Source organism: Streptomyces sp. NBC_01689, assembly GCF_036250675.1.
Lineage (GTDB): Bacteria > Actinomycetota > Actinomycetes > Streptomycetales > Streptomycetaceae > Streptomyces.
This window is the reverse complement of the sequence record NZ_CP109592.1, coordinates 1,173,279-1,186,272: the sequence shown is the minus strand read 5'-3', so window position 1 is coordinate 1,186,272 and position 12,994 is coordinate 1,173,279. Positions and strand designations below refer to the sequence as shown.

General features: G+C 69.4%; 13 protein-coding genes and 2 pseudogenes. 8 read left to right on the top strand and 7 right to left on the bottom strand.

Going from position 1 to position 12,994, the window contains the following annotated elements:
• Positions 1 to 26: 26 nt before the first annotated feature.
• From OG776_RS04940 to OG776_RS04930, 3 genes are all read right to left on the bottom strand, one after another.
• Positions 27 to 344, bottom strand: coding sequence for a hypothetical protein (locus OG776_RS04940; RefSeq protein ID WP_222723775.1), 318 nt, complete (start codon positions 342 to 344; stop codon positions 27 to 29).
• Positions 332 to 760: a hypothetical protein gene (locus OG776_RS04935; protein ID WP_329319140.1), complete on the bottom strand. Its 429-nt coding sequence runs from the start codon at positions 758 to 760 to the stop codon at positions 332 to 334. Before OG776_RS04935 ends, OG776_RS04940 begins: the two co-directional genes overlap by 13 nt.
• Before the next feature lie 288 nt (positions 761 to 1,048).
• Positions 1,049 to 1,312 carry an integrase core domain-containing protein gene (locus OG776_RS04930; RefSeq protein WP_329323657.1) on the bottom strand — a complete coding sequence of 88 codons (264 nt, stop codon included), beginning with the start codon at positions 1,310 to 1,312 and terminating at the stop codon, positions 1,049 to 1,051.
• 353 nt (positions 1,313 to 1,665) lie between these two features.
• On the opposite strand from OG776_RS04930, the gene OG776_RS04925 reads away from it, so the two are divergent.
• Positions 1,666 to 1,806, top strand: a complete 141-nt coding sequence (locus OG776_RS04925) for a hypothetical protein (RefSeq protein ID WP_329319139.1) — start codon at positions 1,666 to 1,668, stop codon at positions 1,804 to 1,806.
• 390 nt (positions 1,807 to 2,196) lie between these two features.
• On the opposite strand, the gene OG776_RS04920 is transcribed toward OG776_RS04925, so the two are convergent.
• Positions 2,197 to 3,276, bottom strand: a complete 1,080-nt coding sequence (locus OG776_RS04920) for a MerR family transcriptional regulator (protein WP_329323656.1) — start codon at positions 3,274 to 3,276, stop codon at positions 2,197 to 2,199.
• A 172-nt stretch (positions 3,277 to 3,448) separates the two neighbouring features.
• Between OG776_RS04920 and OG776_RS04915 the strand changes: the two genes are divergently transcribed.
• From OG776_RS04915 to OG776_RS04895, 5 genes are all read left to right on the top strand, one after another.
• Positions 3,449 to 4,396 carry a hypothetical protein gene (locus OG776_RS04915; RefSeq protein WP_329319138.1) on the top strand — a complete coding sequence of 316 codons (948 nt, stop codon included), beginning with the start codon at positions 3,449 to 3,451 and terminating at the stop codon, positions 4,394 to 4,396.
• Between the two features lie 807 nt (positions 4,397 to 5,203).
• Positions 5,204 to 6,178, top strand: a complete 975-nt coding sequence (locus tag OG776_RS04910) for a D-alanyl-D-alanine carboxypeptidase family protein (protein ID WP_329319136.1) — start codon at positions 5,204 to 5,206, stop codon at positions 6,176 to 6,178.
• A gap of 8 nt (positions 6,179 to 6,186) precedes the next feature.
• On the top strand, positions 6,187 to 7,194 hold the full coding sequence (locus OG776_RS04905) for an endonuclease/exonuclease/phosphatase family protein (protein WP_443077350.1): 1,008 nt from the start codon (positions 6,187 to 6,189) through the stop codon (positions 7,192 to 7,194).
• 142 nt (positions 7,195 to 7,336) lie between these two features.
• Positions 7,337 to 8,038 carry a two-component system response regulator CseB gene (cseB, locus tag OG776_RS04900; RefSeq protein ID WP_329326367.1) on the top strand — a complete coding sequence of 234 codons (702 nt, stop codon included), beginning with the start codon at positions 7,337 to 7,339 and terminating at the stop codon, positions 8,036 to 8,038.
• A gap of 145 nt (positions 8,039 to 8,183) precedes the next feature.
• Positions 8,184 to 9,347, top strand: a complete 1,164-nt coding sequence (locus tag OG776_RS04895; protein ID WP_315986881.1) for a HAMP domain-containing sensor histidine kinase — start codon at positions 8,184 to 8,186, stop codon at positions 9,345 to 9,347.
• Between the two features lie 217 nt (positions 9,348 to 9,564).
• Here OG776_RS04895 and OG776_RS04890 read toward each other — a convergent pair.
• Positions 9,565 to 9,874 (bottom strand): annotated as a pseudogene (locus OG776_RS04890) (transposase); the annotation flags it as partial.
• 321 nt (positions 9,875 to 10,195) lie between these two features.
• Here OG776_RS04890 and OG776_RS04885 point away from each other — a divergent pair.
• Positions 10,196 to 10,429, top strand: a complete 234-nt coding sequence (locus OG776_RS04885) for a hypothetical protein (RefSeq protein WP_148008189.1) — start codon at positions 10,196 to 10,198, stop codon at positions 10,427 to 10,429.
• 277 nt (positions 10,430 to 10,706) lie between these two features.
• On the top strand, positions 10,707 to 11,495 hold the full coding sequence (locus tag OG776_RS04880) for a hypothetical protein (protein ID WP_329319130.1): 789 nt from the start codon (positions 10,707 to 10,709) through the stop codon (positions 11,493 to 11,495).
• A 156-nt stretch (positions 11,496 to 11,651) separates the two neighbouring features.
• Here the strand turns inward: OG776_RS04880 and OG776_RS04875 are convergent.
• Both OG776_RS04875 and OG776_RS04870 read right to left on the bottom strand, forming a co-directional pair.
• Positions 11,652 to 12,413 (bottom strand): annotated as a pseudogene (locus tag OG776_RS04875) (IS5 family transposase).
• A 93-nt stretch (positions 12,414 to 12,506) separates the two neighbouring features.
• Entirely contained in the window at positions 12,507 to 12,920 is a 414-nt protein-coding gene (locus OG776_RS04870) for a hypothetical protein (RefSeq protein WP_148008187.1), read from the bottom strand.
• Positions 12,921 to 12,994 lie beyond the last annotated feature (74 nt).

Below are 12,994 nucleotides of genomic sequence, written 5' to 3'. Positions count from 1 at the left end.
ACCGGGCGCAGGCACCGTTGATCAAGCTAGCGTGCGGGCCGGCATCCCGGATCGTCGACGACGACGGCGTTCGACGGGATGACCACTGTGTCGTCGTCCTCCTGGTGTACGGACTTGGTGGTGACGTAGCCGCGCCGACCGGGGCCGATGCACTTGGTTGCGAGGTTGCCGAACCCGTCCGGGAAGTTGTAGACCTCGGCCGGAGTGTCCTCGCCCGCTCGCCCGGTCACCGGTGCGTCAGCCTTGCCCCGCTTGTCCTGGTACTCCCGTGAGCATCCGGCGACCATGGCGAGGAGCAGTACCGCGAGCAGAGCGGCCGTCGTCCCCCGTCTCAACTCGCGCATGTCTTGTCCGGCACGATCTCGACGTTGGACGGCCCGCTGGCGTTCGTCGTCACGTAGGCGCGGAATCCGTGGCCCACGCATTTCGTGGCCAAGTTGCCGAACCCGTCCGGCATGTTGAAAACCTCGGCAGCTGTGTTGTCTCCCATGCGCCCCTGCACGGGCGCGTCGCCCTTACCTCGCTTGTCGTTGTACTCCTTGGAGCACCCGCTAAGGATCCCCCCGACTATCAGCACAGCTACCAGTGACGCGACCGCGCGTCCTTTTCTTCCCGCCATCGAGACACCCTTTTCACGGAAACGGATGGACATCAGGGAGGACTGCCGGACCGCCGTCGCCGGTTCCACGCTCTGCGCTTCAGCGCGGACCGACTCGAACAGGGCTGCCTGCTCGGCCTGTAGCGGCAGCAGGGCACGCATTTCCGACAGTGTGCCGCCCTACTGAGATTTCTCATGGGAGACGGAGTCAACGTCATCGTGGTCCGCTGGTGCGGCGTACATGAGCTTTACCGGATCGGCTTGTCGGTCGGCGTCGACCTGGGCCCGCTGGAAGGGCCGAGGCAGGTTCTGGCCATGCTTCCCGGACTCCGTCAAGACGGCTGGTGCTTGGACGACACCATGGCCCAGGGCGGATACTGCTCGACCTCGGCCGGAAGGTACTCCTGTTCTGAGCTGCCCCGAGTACCGTAGCGGCCAGTTTGCATGGTTTCAGGCGGCTTTCAGTGCTGCCTGGGATCGGTAGTGCTGGGTCTCGAGTTCCTCGGGTGGGAGGTAACCGCGTGCTGAGTGCAGGCGCTCGCTGTCGTACCAGCCGACCCATCGAACGACAGCACGTTCGACCTGATCAGCGTCCCGCCAGGGCCCTTGATGCTCGACCAGCTCGGCCTTGAAGGAACCGTTGAGGGCCTCGGCCATCGCGTCTTCATAGCTGTCCGCAACGGAACGGACGGAGGCGGTCGCGTCGGCCTCAATGAGCCGCTCAACGCACCGAATTGATGCATATTACGGGCCTCGCAGTTGGCGGCCGCCCTGGCAGGGCGCGATCCACACGGAGGCTCCCTGGCCTGTGCGACGATGCTCCGGGTGCCCCACCCACCCGCGGGGCGCCTTCCTGTGCAGCCTGCAGACGCGCCAGAATCTCCGATCCCTGACAAGGGGCGATCCGGCGGGGGAGGCGGCCGCACACATGCTCCTGCACGCCGTCTCCTGTACCAGGCGGCGGTGTTCCCGCTGCGCCCTGGTGGAGTGAGCGCGGAGGAGCGTGATCTCAGGCGCCTGATCGCGTACCGGCTGCGGCCCGGGAGAGTCTGCCGCAGCAGGTGAGAGTGGCCGCAGCGGAGGCACTGGGAGTGATCGAACAGAGCCAGGACACCCAGCAGGCGCAGGCGACGGTGTGGACCGTGAACGAAGCAGTCCGCGACTGCCGCCCCGGCTACATCTCCCTCCACGACGACCACACCCCCTGAAACCACCCGTCATCCGGACGCCGTGTCCAACGCGGCACGAACCCACGGCCCCTGCCACGATGCCGGTGGGTGTCCTGCTACGCACTGCACAGCACGGGACGCCCCTTCTCTCCGTGCGCGGCCGCCACTGCCCCGAGCTGGCCGCGCACGGTGCCACCCGCACCCGGCGCGAGCCCCGCCGGCCGCGGAACCGGGCGTTGTTTGAGCGTGATGTTCAACCGCGGAGCCAGGCCCGCGGGTGCCGTGGAGTCTGCCGCTGGTCGCTGGCTGCCCCGCTTCGGGAAGCCGGCTTGGCTTTCCTGGCTTGTAGGGGGAGCCGGTGTTCGTCGGCTTCGTGGATGAGTTCTTGGGAGCGGATCTGGTGCAACTCGAAGTGCATGCCGCTCGCCTCTACTGCTGGAGTTCTGTGACGTCGGCGATCACGCAGCTGACGTTGTCGGGGCCGCCGGAGTCGTTGGCGAGGTGGACGAGTTCGCGGACGGCCTGCTCGGGTTCGGTGATCTCGGTGAGTGCGCGGTGGATGGCAAGGGCCGGCACGACGGTCGACAGGCCGTCGGAGCAGAGCAGGTATCGGTCTTCCCGCTGGGCGTCGTAGAGGCGTATGTCGGGGGTGGTGTCGGCTCCCTGGCCAAGGGCCCGGATCAGCAGGGATCGCTGAGGGTGGGATGCGGCTTCTTCCGGGCTGAGGCGTCCGTCGTCGATCATCGACTGGACCACGGTGTGGTCGTGGGTGATCTGGAACAGTTCTCCATCGCGCAGGAGGTAGATGCGGGAGTCGCCGATGTGGACGAGGGCGAGCTGTGATCCTGTCCAGAGCATCGCGGTGAGTGTCGTGCCGGTGTCCTCGGGCGAAGTGCCGTTTTCGGCGATGTCACGCACGGCTTGCGTGGCCTGTTCGATGACGTCTTCGAGGACGTTGAGGAGATCGCCGGCAGGGATGCTGTCGGTTTCGAGGTGCTTGAGCGCGTCGACGGCGGCTGCGCCGGCGGGGGCTCCCAGGCTGCCGCAGCCGTCGGCGACGGCGAGCAGCCGGGGGCCGGCGTAAGCGGTGTCCTGGTTGCTCGCGCGGACGAGGCCGGTGTCGGAGAGAGCGGCGTAACGGATTCCCAGGGGTTTGGCGGTCGGGGACATGGCGGGGTCCTTCCGTGACAGGTGGTCGATGAGGAAGGTGGCCAGGTCCCGCCGTGCCGCGGTGTCGGCCTCGACCTGGGACCAGAACGTGCGGACTTCCTGGGCTGCCGCGGCCGCATCCATCCTGCGGACGTGCTGGATGCGGGCCAGGGGCATTCCCAGGCGGCGGAGCCAGGCGACAAGTCGGGCCTGTTCCAGCTGCTCTGTCGCGTAGAGGCGGTAGCCGGTCACCGGGTCGACGCGGGCGGGGGTCAGCAGGCCGAGCTCGTCGTAGAGACGCAGTGCCTTCGGCGACAGCCGGGACGCCTTCGCGAACGCCCCGATGGTCAGCAACCCCATACCCATCCGTTCCTCCTCATGCCGAGCGTGTCGCCCGGCCCCACTGATGCTGCGGGCTCACCCAGGGTGAAGGTCAACCACAGCGGGCTCAGAGCCCCGTGTGATGGTCTCCCAACAAGCCCAGGTCGGGTTCGGCCAGGGCCTTGGCGTGGACCACAGGAGGCAAAGCTCGGTGCGGGTCTGGCTGAGGACGAACCCTCCGACCGGTTGGGCGGAATCGTCGGCCCTGACGGAAAGCCAGTACGACCGCTGGCACCTGCGGCACAACCTCGCCGAGGCCGTCCGCAAAGAAGTCGCCGCGCACAGCACCTGCTGGGCGAAAGCAGGCCCGCCCCCGGCTGAAGGGAGACAGGCCGCCACCACCGGGGAGCGCTGGCACCAGGTCCACGCGCGCGAGCGTGGAGTCGGGCTTCTGGAGTGCGCGCGCCGCCTGAACCTGGCTCTCAACACCGTCAACCGCTACGACCGCGTCACCGAACCCGCGCGCCTCATCCGTGCCCCCAAGTACCGGCCCACTCTCGTGGATCCCTACCGCGATCACCTGCGCCGACGTCGGCTGGAGAACCCGGCCGTCCCTGTCACCCATCTCCTCGAGGAGATCAGGGAGCTGGGCTACACCGGCAGCTCGAACCTGCTGGTCCGCTTCATCAACCAGGGCCGTGTCGAGGCCGACCGGCCCGCCCTCTCGCCCCGCTACCTGCTCACCCGCCCCGGCCGCCTCAAGGACCACCAGCGAGAACGCATCGAGGCCGCCCGCACCGCCTGCCACGAGATGACCGCTCTGGCCGGCCTCATCCACCGCTTCGCCGTGCTGCTGGATCCCGCCGACAACAATGCCGCCCTGCTGAGCACCCGGATCACCTCGGTCCAGGCCGAGGACCTGCCCCACCTCCATGCCTTCACCCGGGGCCTCGAGAAGGACCGTGGATCAGGCCGCCCAGGCGCAGGAGGAACTCGCCCGCAAGGCTCACGTGGGAAACCTGGGCGTGCGCATCGCGGAGCCGATGACCTGTGCGTTGTGCAGGTCTCCCTGGCGGGCCAGGTGCATGAGGAGCTCGAAGTGAGATCGTCCTGCGCCCATAGAGCCTCCGGAGCTGCACCGCAGTGTCAGCTCCGGTGATGCGTATGCGTGCGCTCGACTCGTGGCCCCGACCTGCTTGCGCAGCGCCGCGATCCCCACCGGCAGCCTCCACCACGGCGTTCGAATCGGTCAGGCGGCCGGCTGCCCGGTGGATGGGGCCGAGAGACGGTACGTAGGGTCCGGGCGGTCGGCCTCGGTCGCGAGACGGCCGGGGTGAACACAACGGAGGCGGAGCTGATGCCGAGGGGCGGCCAGAGGCTTCGAGTGTGTCGTTGAGCACGGCAAGCTCGGTGCGCAGAGCGCCAGCCTGAAGGCCACGGTGATCTGCGCAGCCTGTAGACGCGAGAGACGGAGTGTTGCCCTGGCGGCTCACTTGTCCCCGACTGCACGCTTCAACCAGGCAGCGCTGTACCCTTTTCGGCCCGGCCGTTGAGGGAGGGCCAGGAACAATTGCGCCCAGGTCGGGGGAGATGTCGACATCTGCTGAGTGGCGATCCGGCGGGGGCGCCGTGAGTTGCGCCTGGCCGTATGCCGACGGCACAGCGGCGGGGGCGCGGTCTCATCCGGCCCTGTGCCATCGGGTCACACGTCGTCACCGGTCGGCGGAGCAGACGCGACGCCTGGCCAAGGGCCCCGCTCACCGTTGATGATAATGCGGGCGACACGGCCCGTGCCGCCAATATTCCGCGCCGGGACGGCACGACCGACCAGGGACGGCCGAAACCCCGTCGACACAATTCCGCGCGGTCCCGGACGCACAGCCCTGATCGCGTGGATGTGGTCCTCACCAAGGCTGAAGCTGTGCGCGGAAGCCCCGCGCATCTCAGCTCGACGAGGGGACTCCTGGTGACTGACCTACGGACACACGCGGCATGGCCCGGACCGGCACGGACCGGGGTGGCGTGCGCCGTCGCCGTGGTCGTGGCCGCCGCCGGAGGCTGGTTCGGCTCGTGGGGCGACGGCCCGGAGAGGCACGCGTACAAGAGGGCGACGGTCGTCGGCCGCCTGCACCTGCCGTGGCCCGACGAGGGCCAGGCGAGCATCGAGGCGGAGGGGCTCGGCACGCTGGGCTCCACCACCGGGCAGCGTCCTCTGCCGATCGCCAGTGTCACCAAGGTGATGACCGCGTATGTGATCCTCAAGGAGCACCCGCTGGCCCGTGGCGAGCAGGGCCCCGCCGTCGGGGTGGACGCGACCGCCGCGCAGGAGTCGCACTCGCTGACCGAGTCCACCGCACCGCTGCGCGAGGGGCAGCCGCTCTCCGAGCGCCGGATGCTGGAGCTCCTGCTGCTCCCGTCGGGCAACAACGTAGCCCGGCTGCTGGCTCGTTGGGACGCGGGCAGCCAAGCCGCGTTCGTGGCCAAGATGAACCGGGCCGCGCGCGACCTCGGGATGCACCACACCACGTACACGGGTGCGAGCGGGCTCGAGGCCACCACCGAGAGCACCGCCGACGACCAGCTCAAGCTGGCCCGGGAGGCCATGAAGGAGCCGACGCTGCGCGCCGTCGTCGCCATGCGGAGCGCGACCGTGCCAGGCGCGCCCGACCTCGTCGTCAACACCAACCGGCTCCTCGGCCGGCCCGGTGTCGTCGGCCTCAAGACGGGGTCGAGCACTCCGGCGGGCGGAGCTCTGATGTGGGCCGCCAAGACGGGTACTGGCGGCACGCGCCATCTCGTACTCGGTGTGGTGCTCGGCCAGCGGACAGGGACCACCCCCGCCGAGGGGCTCGAAGCGGCCTTCGAGAAGAGCGCCGCGTTGATAGAGGCCGTGCAGAAGGAACTTCCGGCGGCGCTCGGTGGACGGGCGGACCGGACGTGATTACGACCATGGGCCCCCAGGGGCCGGCAGACGCGACAGCCGACCGCACCGACGACTTCCCGGGCGGCAGTGGCTCCCGGCCACCCCGCACCAGGTCCCGGCTGTTCCGGCGCGGCCATCTCGTCGCGTCCGTGGCCGTGCTCTGCGGCATCGGCATGGTCGTGGCCGCACGGCTCCCCACCTCGGTGGGGGGCATCGGGAGCCTGCTGCAGACGTTCCTGCCCTGGTCGGGTGCGGGTACGCTCGCGCTCCTCACCGTGGCCGCCGTGCGACGGTCGGTGGTTGCCGCCGTCGCCGTACTGCTCCCGGCCGCGGTTTGGTGCTCCCTGTTCGGCGGGAAGCTCCTCGACAAGCGAGGCGGGGCCGGGGATCTCACCGTCGTCAGCCACAACGTGCACGACGGAAACCCCGACCCGACGGGCACCGCCCGCTCCCTCGCCGCCTCCGGCGCCCGGCTGATCGCGTTGGAGGAGCTGTCGCCGCGCACGGCCCCGGCCTACGAACGGGCGCTGGCCGACTCCTATCCCTACCACTCGGTGCAGGGCACGGTCGGACTGTGGAGCGTCTACCCCCTGCACGACGTGCGGCCCGTCGCGATCATGCCGTGGACCCGCGCCCTGCGGGCCAGGGTCGACACCCCGAAGGGTCCGCTCGCCGTGTACACCGCCCATCTCGCCTCGGTGCGGGCCGACCTCACCAAGGGCTTCGTCACCGCGCGCCGCAACGAGGCGGCCGCCCGGCTCGCCGACGCCGCACGGGCCGAGCCGCTGGACCGGGTCGTCGTGGTCGGCGACTTCAACGGCACCACCGACGACACCGCCCTCGACCCGGTCACCACGGGACTCCGCTCGGCGCAGGACGAGGCCGGGGCGGGTTTCGGCTTCAGCTGGCCCGCGTCGTTCCCTGTGGCCAGGATCGATCAGATCCTGGTGAAGGGCGTCACCCCGGTCTCCGCGTGGACGCTGCCCCGCACGGGGAGCGACCATCTGCCGGTCGCGGCCTCCCTGCGATTGTGAGGAAGGCGAACGGCGCGGGCGGGACGGGATGGTGGACGCGGCCCCGCCCGGTCAGCGGATACCGTTGGAAGCAGCAGCACGGCCCTCAGACGAACATCGACAGACACCTACAAACACTCACGAAACGACCTCAGGCGACCACATGCGTGACCAGCCCGCCCCGGTGCACATCCTCCTTGTCGAGGACGACGAAACGATCCGCAGATCCGTGGGCCTGTCCCTGGAGCGCTACGGCTACCGGGTCTCGGCCGCCCCCGACGGCCTGACCGGCCTGGAGATGTTCAGGGAGACGGAGTACGACCTGCTGCTCCTCGACATCATGCTGCCGCACCTCGACGGGATCGGACTGTGCCGCAGGGTCCGCGAGACCAGCCAGGCTCCGATCCTGATGATGTCGGCCCGCGGCGACTCCCCGGACGTGGTCGCGGGCCTGGAGGCGGGCGCCGACGACTACGTCGTCAAACCGGTCGACACCACTGTGCTGCTGGCCCGCATCCGCACCCTTTTGCGCCGCGCCACCTTCACCGCCCTCGCCGAGCCCGCCCCCGCGGACAGCACGGGTCTACTCGCCTTCCGCGGCCTGACCGTCGACACCCGCGGCCTCGAAGTCCGCAAGGACGGCAGGCCGCTCGCCCTTACCCCCACCGAACTGCGTCTGCTCCTGGAGTTCGTAGTCGCGCCCGGGATCGCCCTGCAGCGCGCGACCCTGCTGCGCAATGTGTGGGACTACGGCTGGGACGGAGACATCCGGGTCGTCGACCTGGCGGTGCAGCGGCTGCGCAAGAAGATCGGCGCCGACCACATCGAGACCGTGCGCGGCTTCGGTTACAAGTTCCGCCGCTGAATGCCCGGTGGGCCGAGAGAGACGTGAGCGAGTAATGGACCCCGCGATCCCGCCCGGAGACACCGGCCGGTCCCTTTGGCGTCTGGCCGACCCTAGATCCCTGCGGTGGAAGATTGCCTCGGGGGTCGCCGCCGCAGCGTGCGCGATGGCCCTGGGCATCGGCCTCCTGGTCCACCGCAGCACCGAGACCCGTTCGATGAACATCGGACGGGTCGACGCCCTGCGCGAACTGGATGTCGCCGAGGCCGAGTTCAGCGGTACCCGGCCCAGCAGCTCGCCGCCGTCCGGGTACCGCACCGGCGACGAGGTACCGGGCCATCTCCTCGCCCTGCTCGCTGCCGGACCGGCGCCGGTCACCTGGTACGACGTCAGCAAGCCGGCCCGCGGCCCGTCCATGTGGGCGGCCACGAAGGTCGACGGCACCCCGATCGCCGTCGACGTCAACATGATCTCCGACCTGCTCAGCCGCCAGGCCCTCGACCGGCACATGCGCTACGCGGCGATCGCCACCCTCGCCGTCGTCGTCCCCCTCACCCTGCTCGCCGCCGAACTGGTGGTGCGCCGGCTGCGCCGGGTTGCCGGCACTGCCCGTCGCATCCGCCACGGCGACCTCGACGCGCGGACCACCGGCCGGGGGCACGACGAGATCAGCGAGATCTCCTCGGCCGTCGACCACATGGCCGACGCGCTCCAGGGCCGCCTCCACGCGGAGCAGCGCTTCACCGCCGACGTCGCCCACGAATTGCGCACCCCGCTCGCGGGGTTGGTCACCTCCGCCGCGCTGCTCCCGGAGAGCGAGGCCAGCGATCTCGTGCGCGACCGGGTGAAGGTGCTGCGCGCCCTGGTCGACGATCTGCTGGAGATCTCCCGCCTCGACGCGGGCGCGGAACGGGCAGAGCTGCAGCCGGTACCGCTGGACGAACTAGTCGAGGAGTCCGTACGGCGCACAGGGCTCGATCCCCGCCTCAACGTCACCGGTCACTCGGTCGTCGTGACCGACCCCCGCCGCGTCGACCGCATCGTCAGCAACCTGGTCGTCAACGCGCATGTCCACGGCGGCCCGCCGGTCGAGATCACGGTCGAGGCCGCCACCGTCGTCGTCCGCGACCACGGCTCCGGCTTTCCTGCCGAGCTGCTCGCCGAAGGCCCGCAGCGTTTCCGCACCGGCACCGCTGAACGCGGCCGCGGGCACGGCCTGGGCCTGACCATCGCCGCTGGCCAGGCCCAGGTGATCGGCGCCCGGCTGACGCTCACGAACGACGGCACCGGCGCGGTCGCCACCCTCGACCTGCGGCCGGGGCAGCCGTGAAGAAGCAGCCGACACACGTGACACTCATGTGACGGGGGGTGCTCCTATGTCTTTGGTCAAGGTGGTCCGGTGTCACCCTGTCCGCCATGAGCGATGAAACGTGTGTGGAGGAGCAGGTCGGTGAGGGCATGCGGCCGTGCGTCTTTTGTCATCACCCTGTCGTGATGGACTCGCTCGACGAATGGGACTGCCCTGTGTGCGGCGACGCTGGTGGGGGTCAGACAGCTGTGGCTGGCCGGGATTCGTAGAAGGTTCCGTCGCGGAGTATCGCGAAGAGGACGTCGGCTCGTCGTCTGGCGAGGCAGAGGCGGGCCTGGACGTGGTGCTTTCCCTGGGCGATCTTTTTGTTGTAGTAGGCCCTCGATCGTGGATCGGTCAGAGCGGCGAACGCGGACAGGAAGAAGGCCCGCTTGAGCTGTTTGTTTCCTCGCCGGGAGTGCTGTTCGCCCCGGATCGAGGAGCCCGAGTTGCGGGTTGCCGGGGCGAGTCCCTGCGTAGGCGGCGAGGTGGGTGGCGGTGGGGAAGCTGCTGCCGTCGCCGACCTCGATGGTCGACAGATTACAGCCTCCAGGCCCCCTCGTACGACCCGGACGGCCTCGTCTGCGGCCGAGAGGGAAGCCCCGGACCCGGGCCCCACAGACTCGACTCCTCTGGCGCGTGCGCTCGGCCTGGACCGCAACGTCGCCATTACGCCCGACCTGCGAGTTGCCCCCGCCGTATTCGGGCGGCGGGTGCTCTTTCGTAGCCCTGCGGTCTCCTGGTATCAGTCGGTTCCTCCGGAGCGGTCCCCAGGGGCCGGATCGGCGATATCGTGGGAGCAGACGCCAGTTCTGCCTCTGGAGCCGTCGATGAGCGAACAGCCGGTCCCCGCCGACCACGGCCGGCAGCAGCTGGAGCCCGCGGCTGCCGACGCGGTCCGCGCGTACGCGGCCAGGACCCGCGAGAGCGCCGACCGGCTCGCCGCCGTCCTGGAGGACATCGCCGCCAACGGCCTGCCCGCAGCGGAGGACTGCACGCCCTGGGAGGAGCTGCGCGAGGCACACCTGGCCCGGCTCTCAGCCCAGCGCCCGGCCGTCGCCTGATGGCCCACGGACCAAGCCGCGTCGGCGCCGACGTCGCCCGCCATCCCGCCGCAGGAAACTCGAGAACCACAACCGGAACGGAAACGCCGTAGGACGGCGGGCGTCACTGCGTTGCCCCATCATGGGCTGGCACACTGGATGCCGTGATACACACCGGCTTCTTCGGTACCGGGCCGGACGGCAGCCCGATCCACTCCTTCCACCAAGAGCCCGCTGGTGGTGCTGCGCGAACCACGTCCTCGCCCTGACGTTGGAAGCAGACAGGCAAGGCGCCGCGGTGCACGAAGCCGGCCACCTGGTGACCGCCCTCCTCGTCGGTATCCACGTCATTGACGTCACCCTCACGCCCGAGAACGCTCAACACCCCTGCGGCCCGACCTCCGGTGTCTCAGGTGACACCCAGATCGGCCGCGTCGCCGTCCCGCCGCCCGACTACCTGACGATGCCGGCCGCCGGAGAACTCGCCCACCAGCGCTGGCTACGAGAAGCCGGCCTGTACACGCCGGCCAGAGCGTGGGCGGTGGAACGCGGCGCGCTGGACGACACGACCAAGGCCATCGGCGTTCTACGCACGTACTACCCCGGCGTCGAAGACAACGGCTACCGCCAGGTCTTCTGGCAGTACCGCCCCGGCGCCCAGGACCTCCTGGACGCCGACTGGCAGCGCGTGCTGGAAATGGCCGCACCCCTCGCGGCCCACGGGCACTTGAGCGGTGACGAGGCATCATTCAGCCTTGCAGAACCGGGCTTCACTCACCGCGGTGTCGCCGGTACGGGTGGCCTGTACATACATGTTCAGACCATCCAGCCCCAGATCGCCGCGACAGCCCACCACCGAGCCCCGGTCCTGCCTTTCCGCGAGGTGGATCAACGCCGTGTCAACGGTCGTGACGTTTGTGCCGATCAACGGGATGTTCTCGAATTCGACCTGGGGGCCGGTGCGGCCGTGGACGGTGACAGCACCGAGAGTGGGGGACCAGCTGTGGCTGCTGGAGTAGTGGGCGGTCACGCCCACGCGGTCGAAGCGCTCCTCCTCCGGGATCCACTGCCCCATGCCCTCCCATGACGTTCCGAAGGGGTAGCGGCCGTACCGGGTGGTGGGCTCTTCGCTCAGCGCGTCAGCCACCTCCTGCGGGCTCATGCCGAATCGGAGAGGACCCACCCCCGTACTCGAACAGCCCGCTGGAGCGACAACCGCTCTGTGTGGGGTGCTGAGAACGAATTAGGCTTCGTGGATGTCGTCGCGTATCTCCCAGCGGATCCGCAGGCGGCGGAACCAGTGCAGGTGGGCGAACGCACGCTCCACGACCCAGCGTTGAGCGCCGAGTCCCGATCCGTACTCGGTGCCGCGGCGGGCGATCTTCGGTTTCACGCCCAGCGCCCACACCAGGCGGCGGTACTTGTCGTGGTCGTAGCCGCGGTCGCCCAGCGCCACGTCCGGGCGGCGCCGGGGCCGGCCGCGCTTGCCCCGCACCGGCGGAACCGCTTGAAGGAGTGGGATGAGCTGGGTGACATCGTTGCGGTTTCCGCCGGTCAAAGTGGCCGCGAGCGGGATGACGGTGGCATCGGTGATCAGGTGATGCCTGCTGCCGGTTCTGGCCCGGTCGAGGGGGCCCCGTCCCGTCTTGGAGCCCCCTTATAACGCTCGGATATGGGAGCCGTCGACCGCCGCCCGGGAGAAGTCCAGGGCGTTCGCGCTGCGGAGCCTGGTGAGCAGGACCTCGTGCAGCCGGGGCCGGACACCAGCCTCGGCCCACCCGGCCAGACGACGCCAGCAGGTCATGCCCGAGCCGAAACCAAGCTCCTGCGGCAGGTGTTCGCAGGCAATCCCGGCACGCAGCACGAACAGGATGCCCTGGAACACCAGCCGGTCCGGATGCCGCTTGCGCCCCGGGTGCCGAACCCCACGCTCAACCTTCGGCACCAGCGGTTCGATCACCGCCCACAGATCGGCATCGACATCCCACGGCTTCGGCCGAGCCACCCCGCACCCCCAGATCAACAGCCCCGGGGTGATCCAACCACCTCGAAGATCATTTCCTTGGGGGTTGTAAAGGCTTGCCCCGGGATCGCCGTCTCAGGACTCGTCGGCGAGGAAGTGCTCAGCGAGGGGGGTGTTGGCGAACTTCTTGTTCATCTCGCGGGAGAAGAGCAGCAGCGTGTTGCGCGGCCGATGGAGCACCGCGAGTTCCTGGGCCTGTCCGGCGGCGTTGCGGGTGACTGTGACGACGACCTTCATGGGTTCGCCGAGGACCGAAGCGTCGTAGATCTCGAGGAAGCCGCTGTCGCCGAAGTCTCCGGTGAAGCTGAAGTCCTGGAACTCGTACAGTTCACGGGCCTTGACCACGATGGCGCGGACCGCCTCCGCGCCACGCGCGGTGCCGTTCATGGCGGCGCCTTCCAGAGTGACGTCGTCGGCCAGGCTGTCCAGCCACCATGGGTAGTAGCTGAGTCCCTGGCGACCGCTGTCGCTGTTTTCCGCGTTCGTCATGTCGTATCTCTTTCGGAGATCCGGCGCCGGCCGCTCACGTATGGACCGGCTGCCGGTGATTCCAGTGAATAAAT

Bases quoted from the DNA above. Each gene is read 5' to 3' on its own strand.
- OG776_RS04940 (WP_222723775.1), bottom strand. From the start codon at position 344: ATGCGCGAGTTGAGACGGGGGACGACGGCCGCTCTGCTCGCGGTACTG.
- OG776_RS04935 (WP_329319140.1), bottom strand. From the start codon at position 760: ATGCGTGCCCTGCTGCCGCTACAGGCCGAGCAGGCAGCCCTGTTCGAG.
- OG776_RS04920 (WP_329323656.1), bottom strand. From the start codon at position 3,276: ATGGGGTTGCTGACCATCGGGGCGTTCGCGAAGGCGTCCCGGCTGTCG.
- OG776_RS04905 (WP_443077350.1), top strand. From the start codon at position 6,187: ATGGGCCCCCAGGGGCCGGCAGACGCGACAGCCGACCGCACCGACGAC.
- cseB (WP_329326367.1), top strand. From the start codon at position 7,337: ATGCGTGACCAGCCCGCCCCGGTGCACATCCTCCTTGTCGAGGACGAC.
- OG776_RS04895 (WP_315986881.1), top strand. From the start codon at position 8,184: ATGGCCCTGGGCATCGGCCTCCTGGTCCACCGCAGCACCGAGACCCGT.
- OG776_RS04885 (WP_148008189.1), top strand. From the start codon at position 10,196: ATGAGCGAACAGCCGGTCCCCGCCGACCACGGCCGGCAGCAGCTGGAG.
- OG776_RS04870 (WP_148008187.1), bottom strand. From the start codon at position 12,920: ATGACGAACGCGGAAAACAGCGACAGCGGTCGCCAGGGACTCAGCTAC.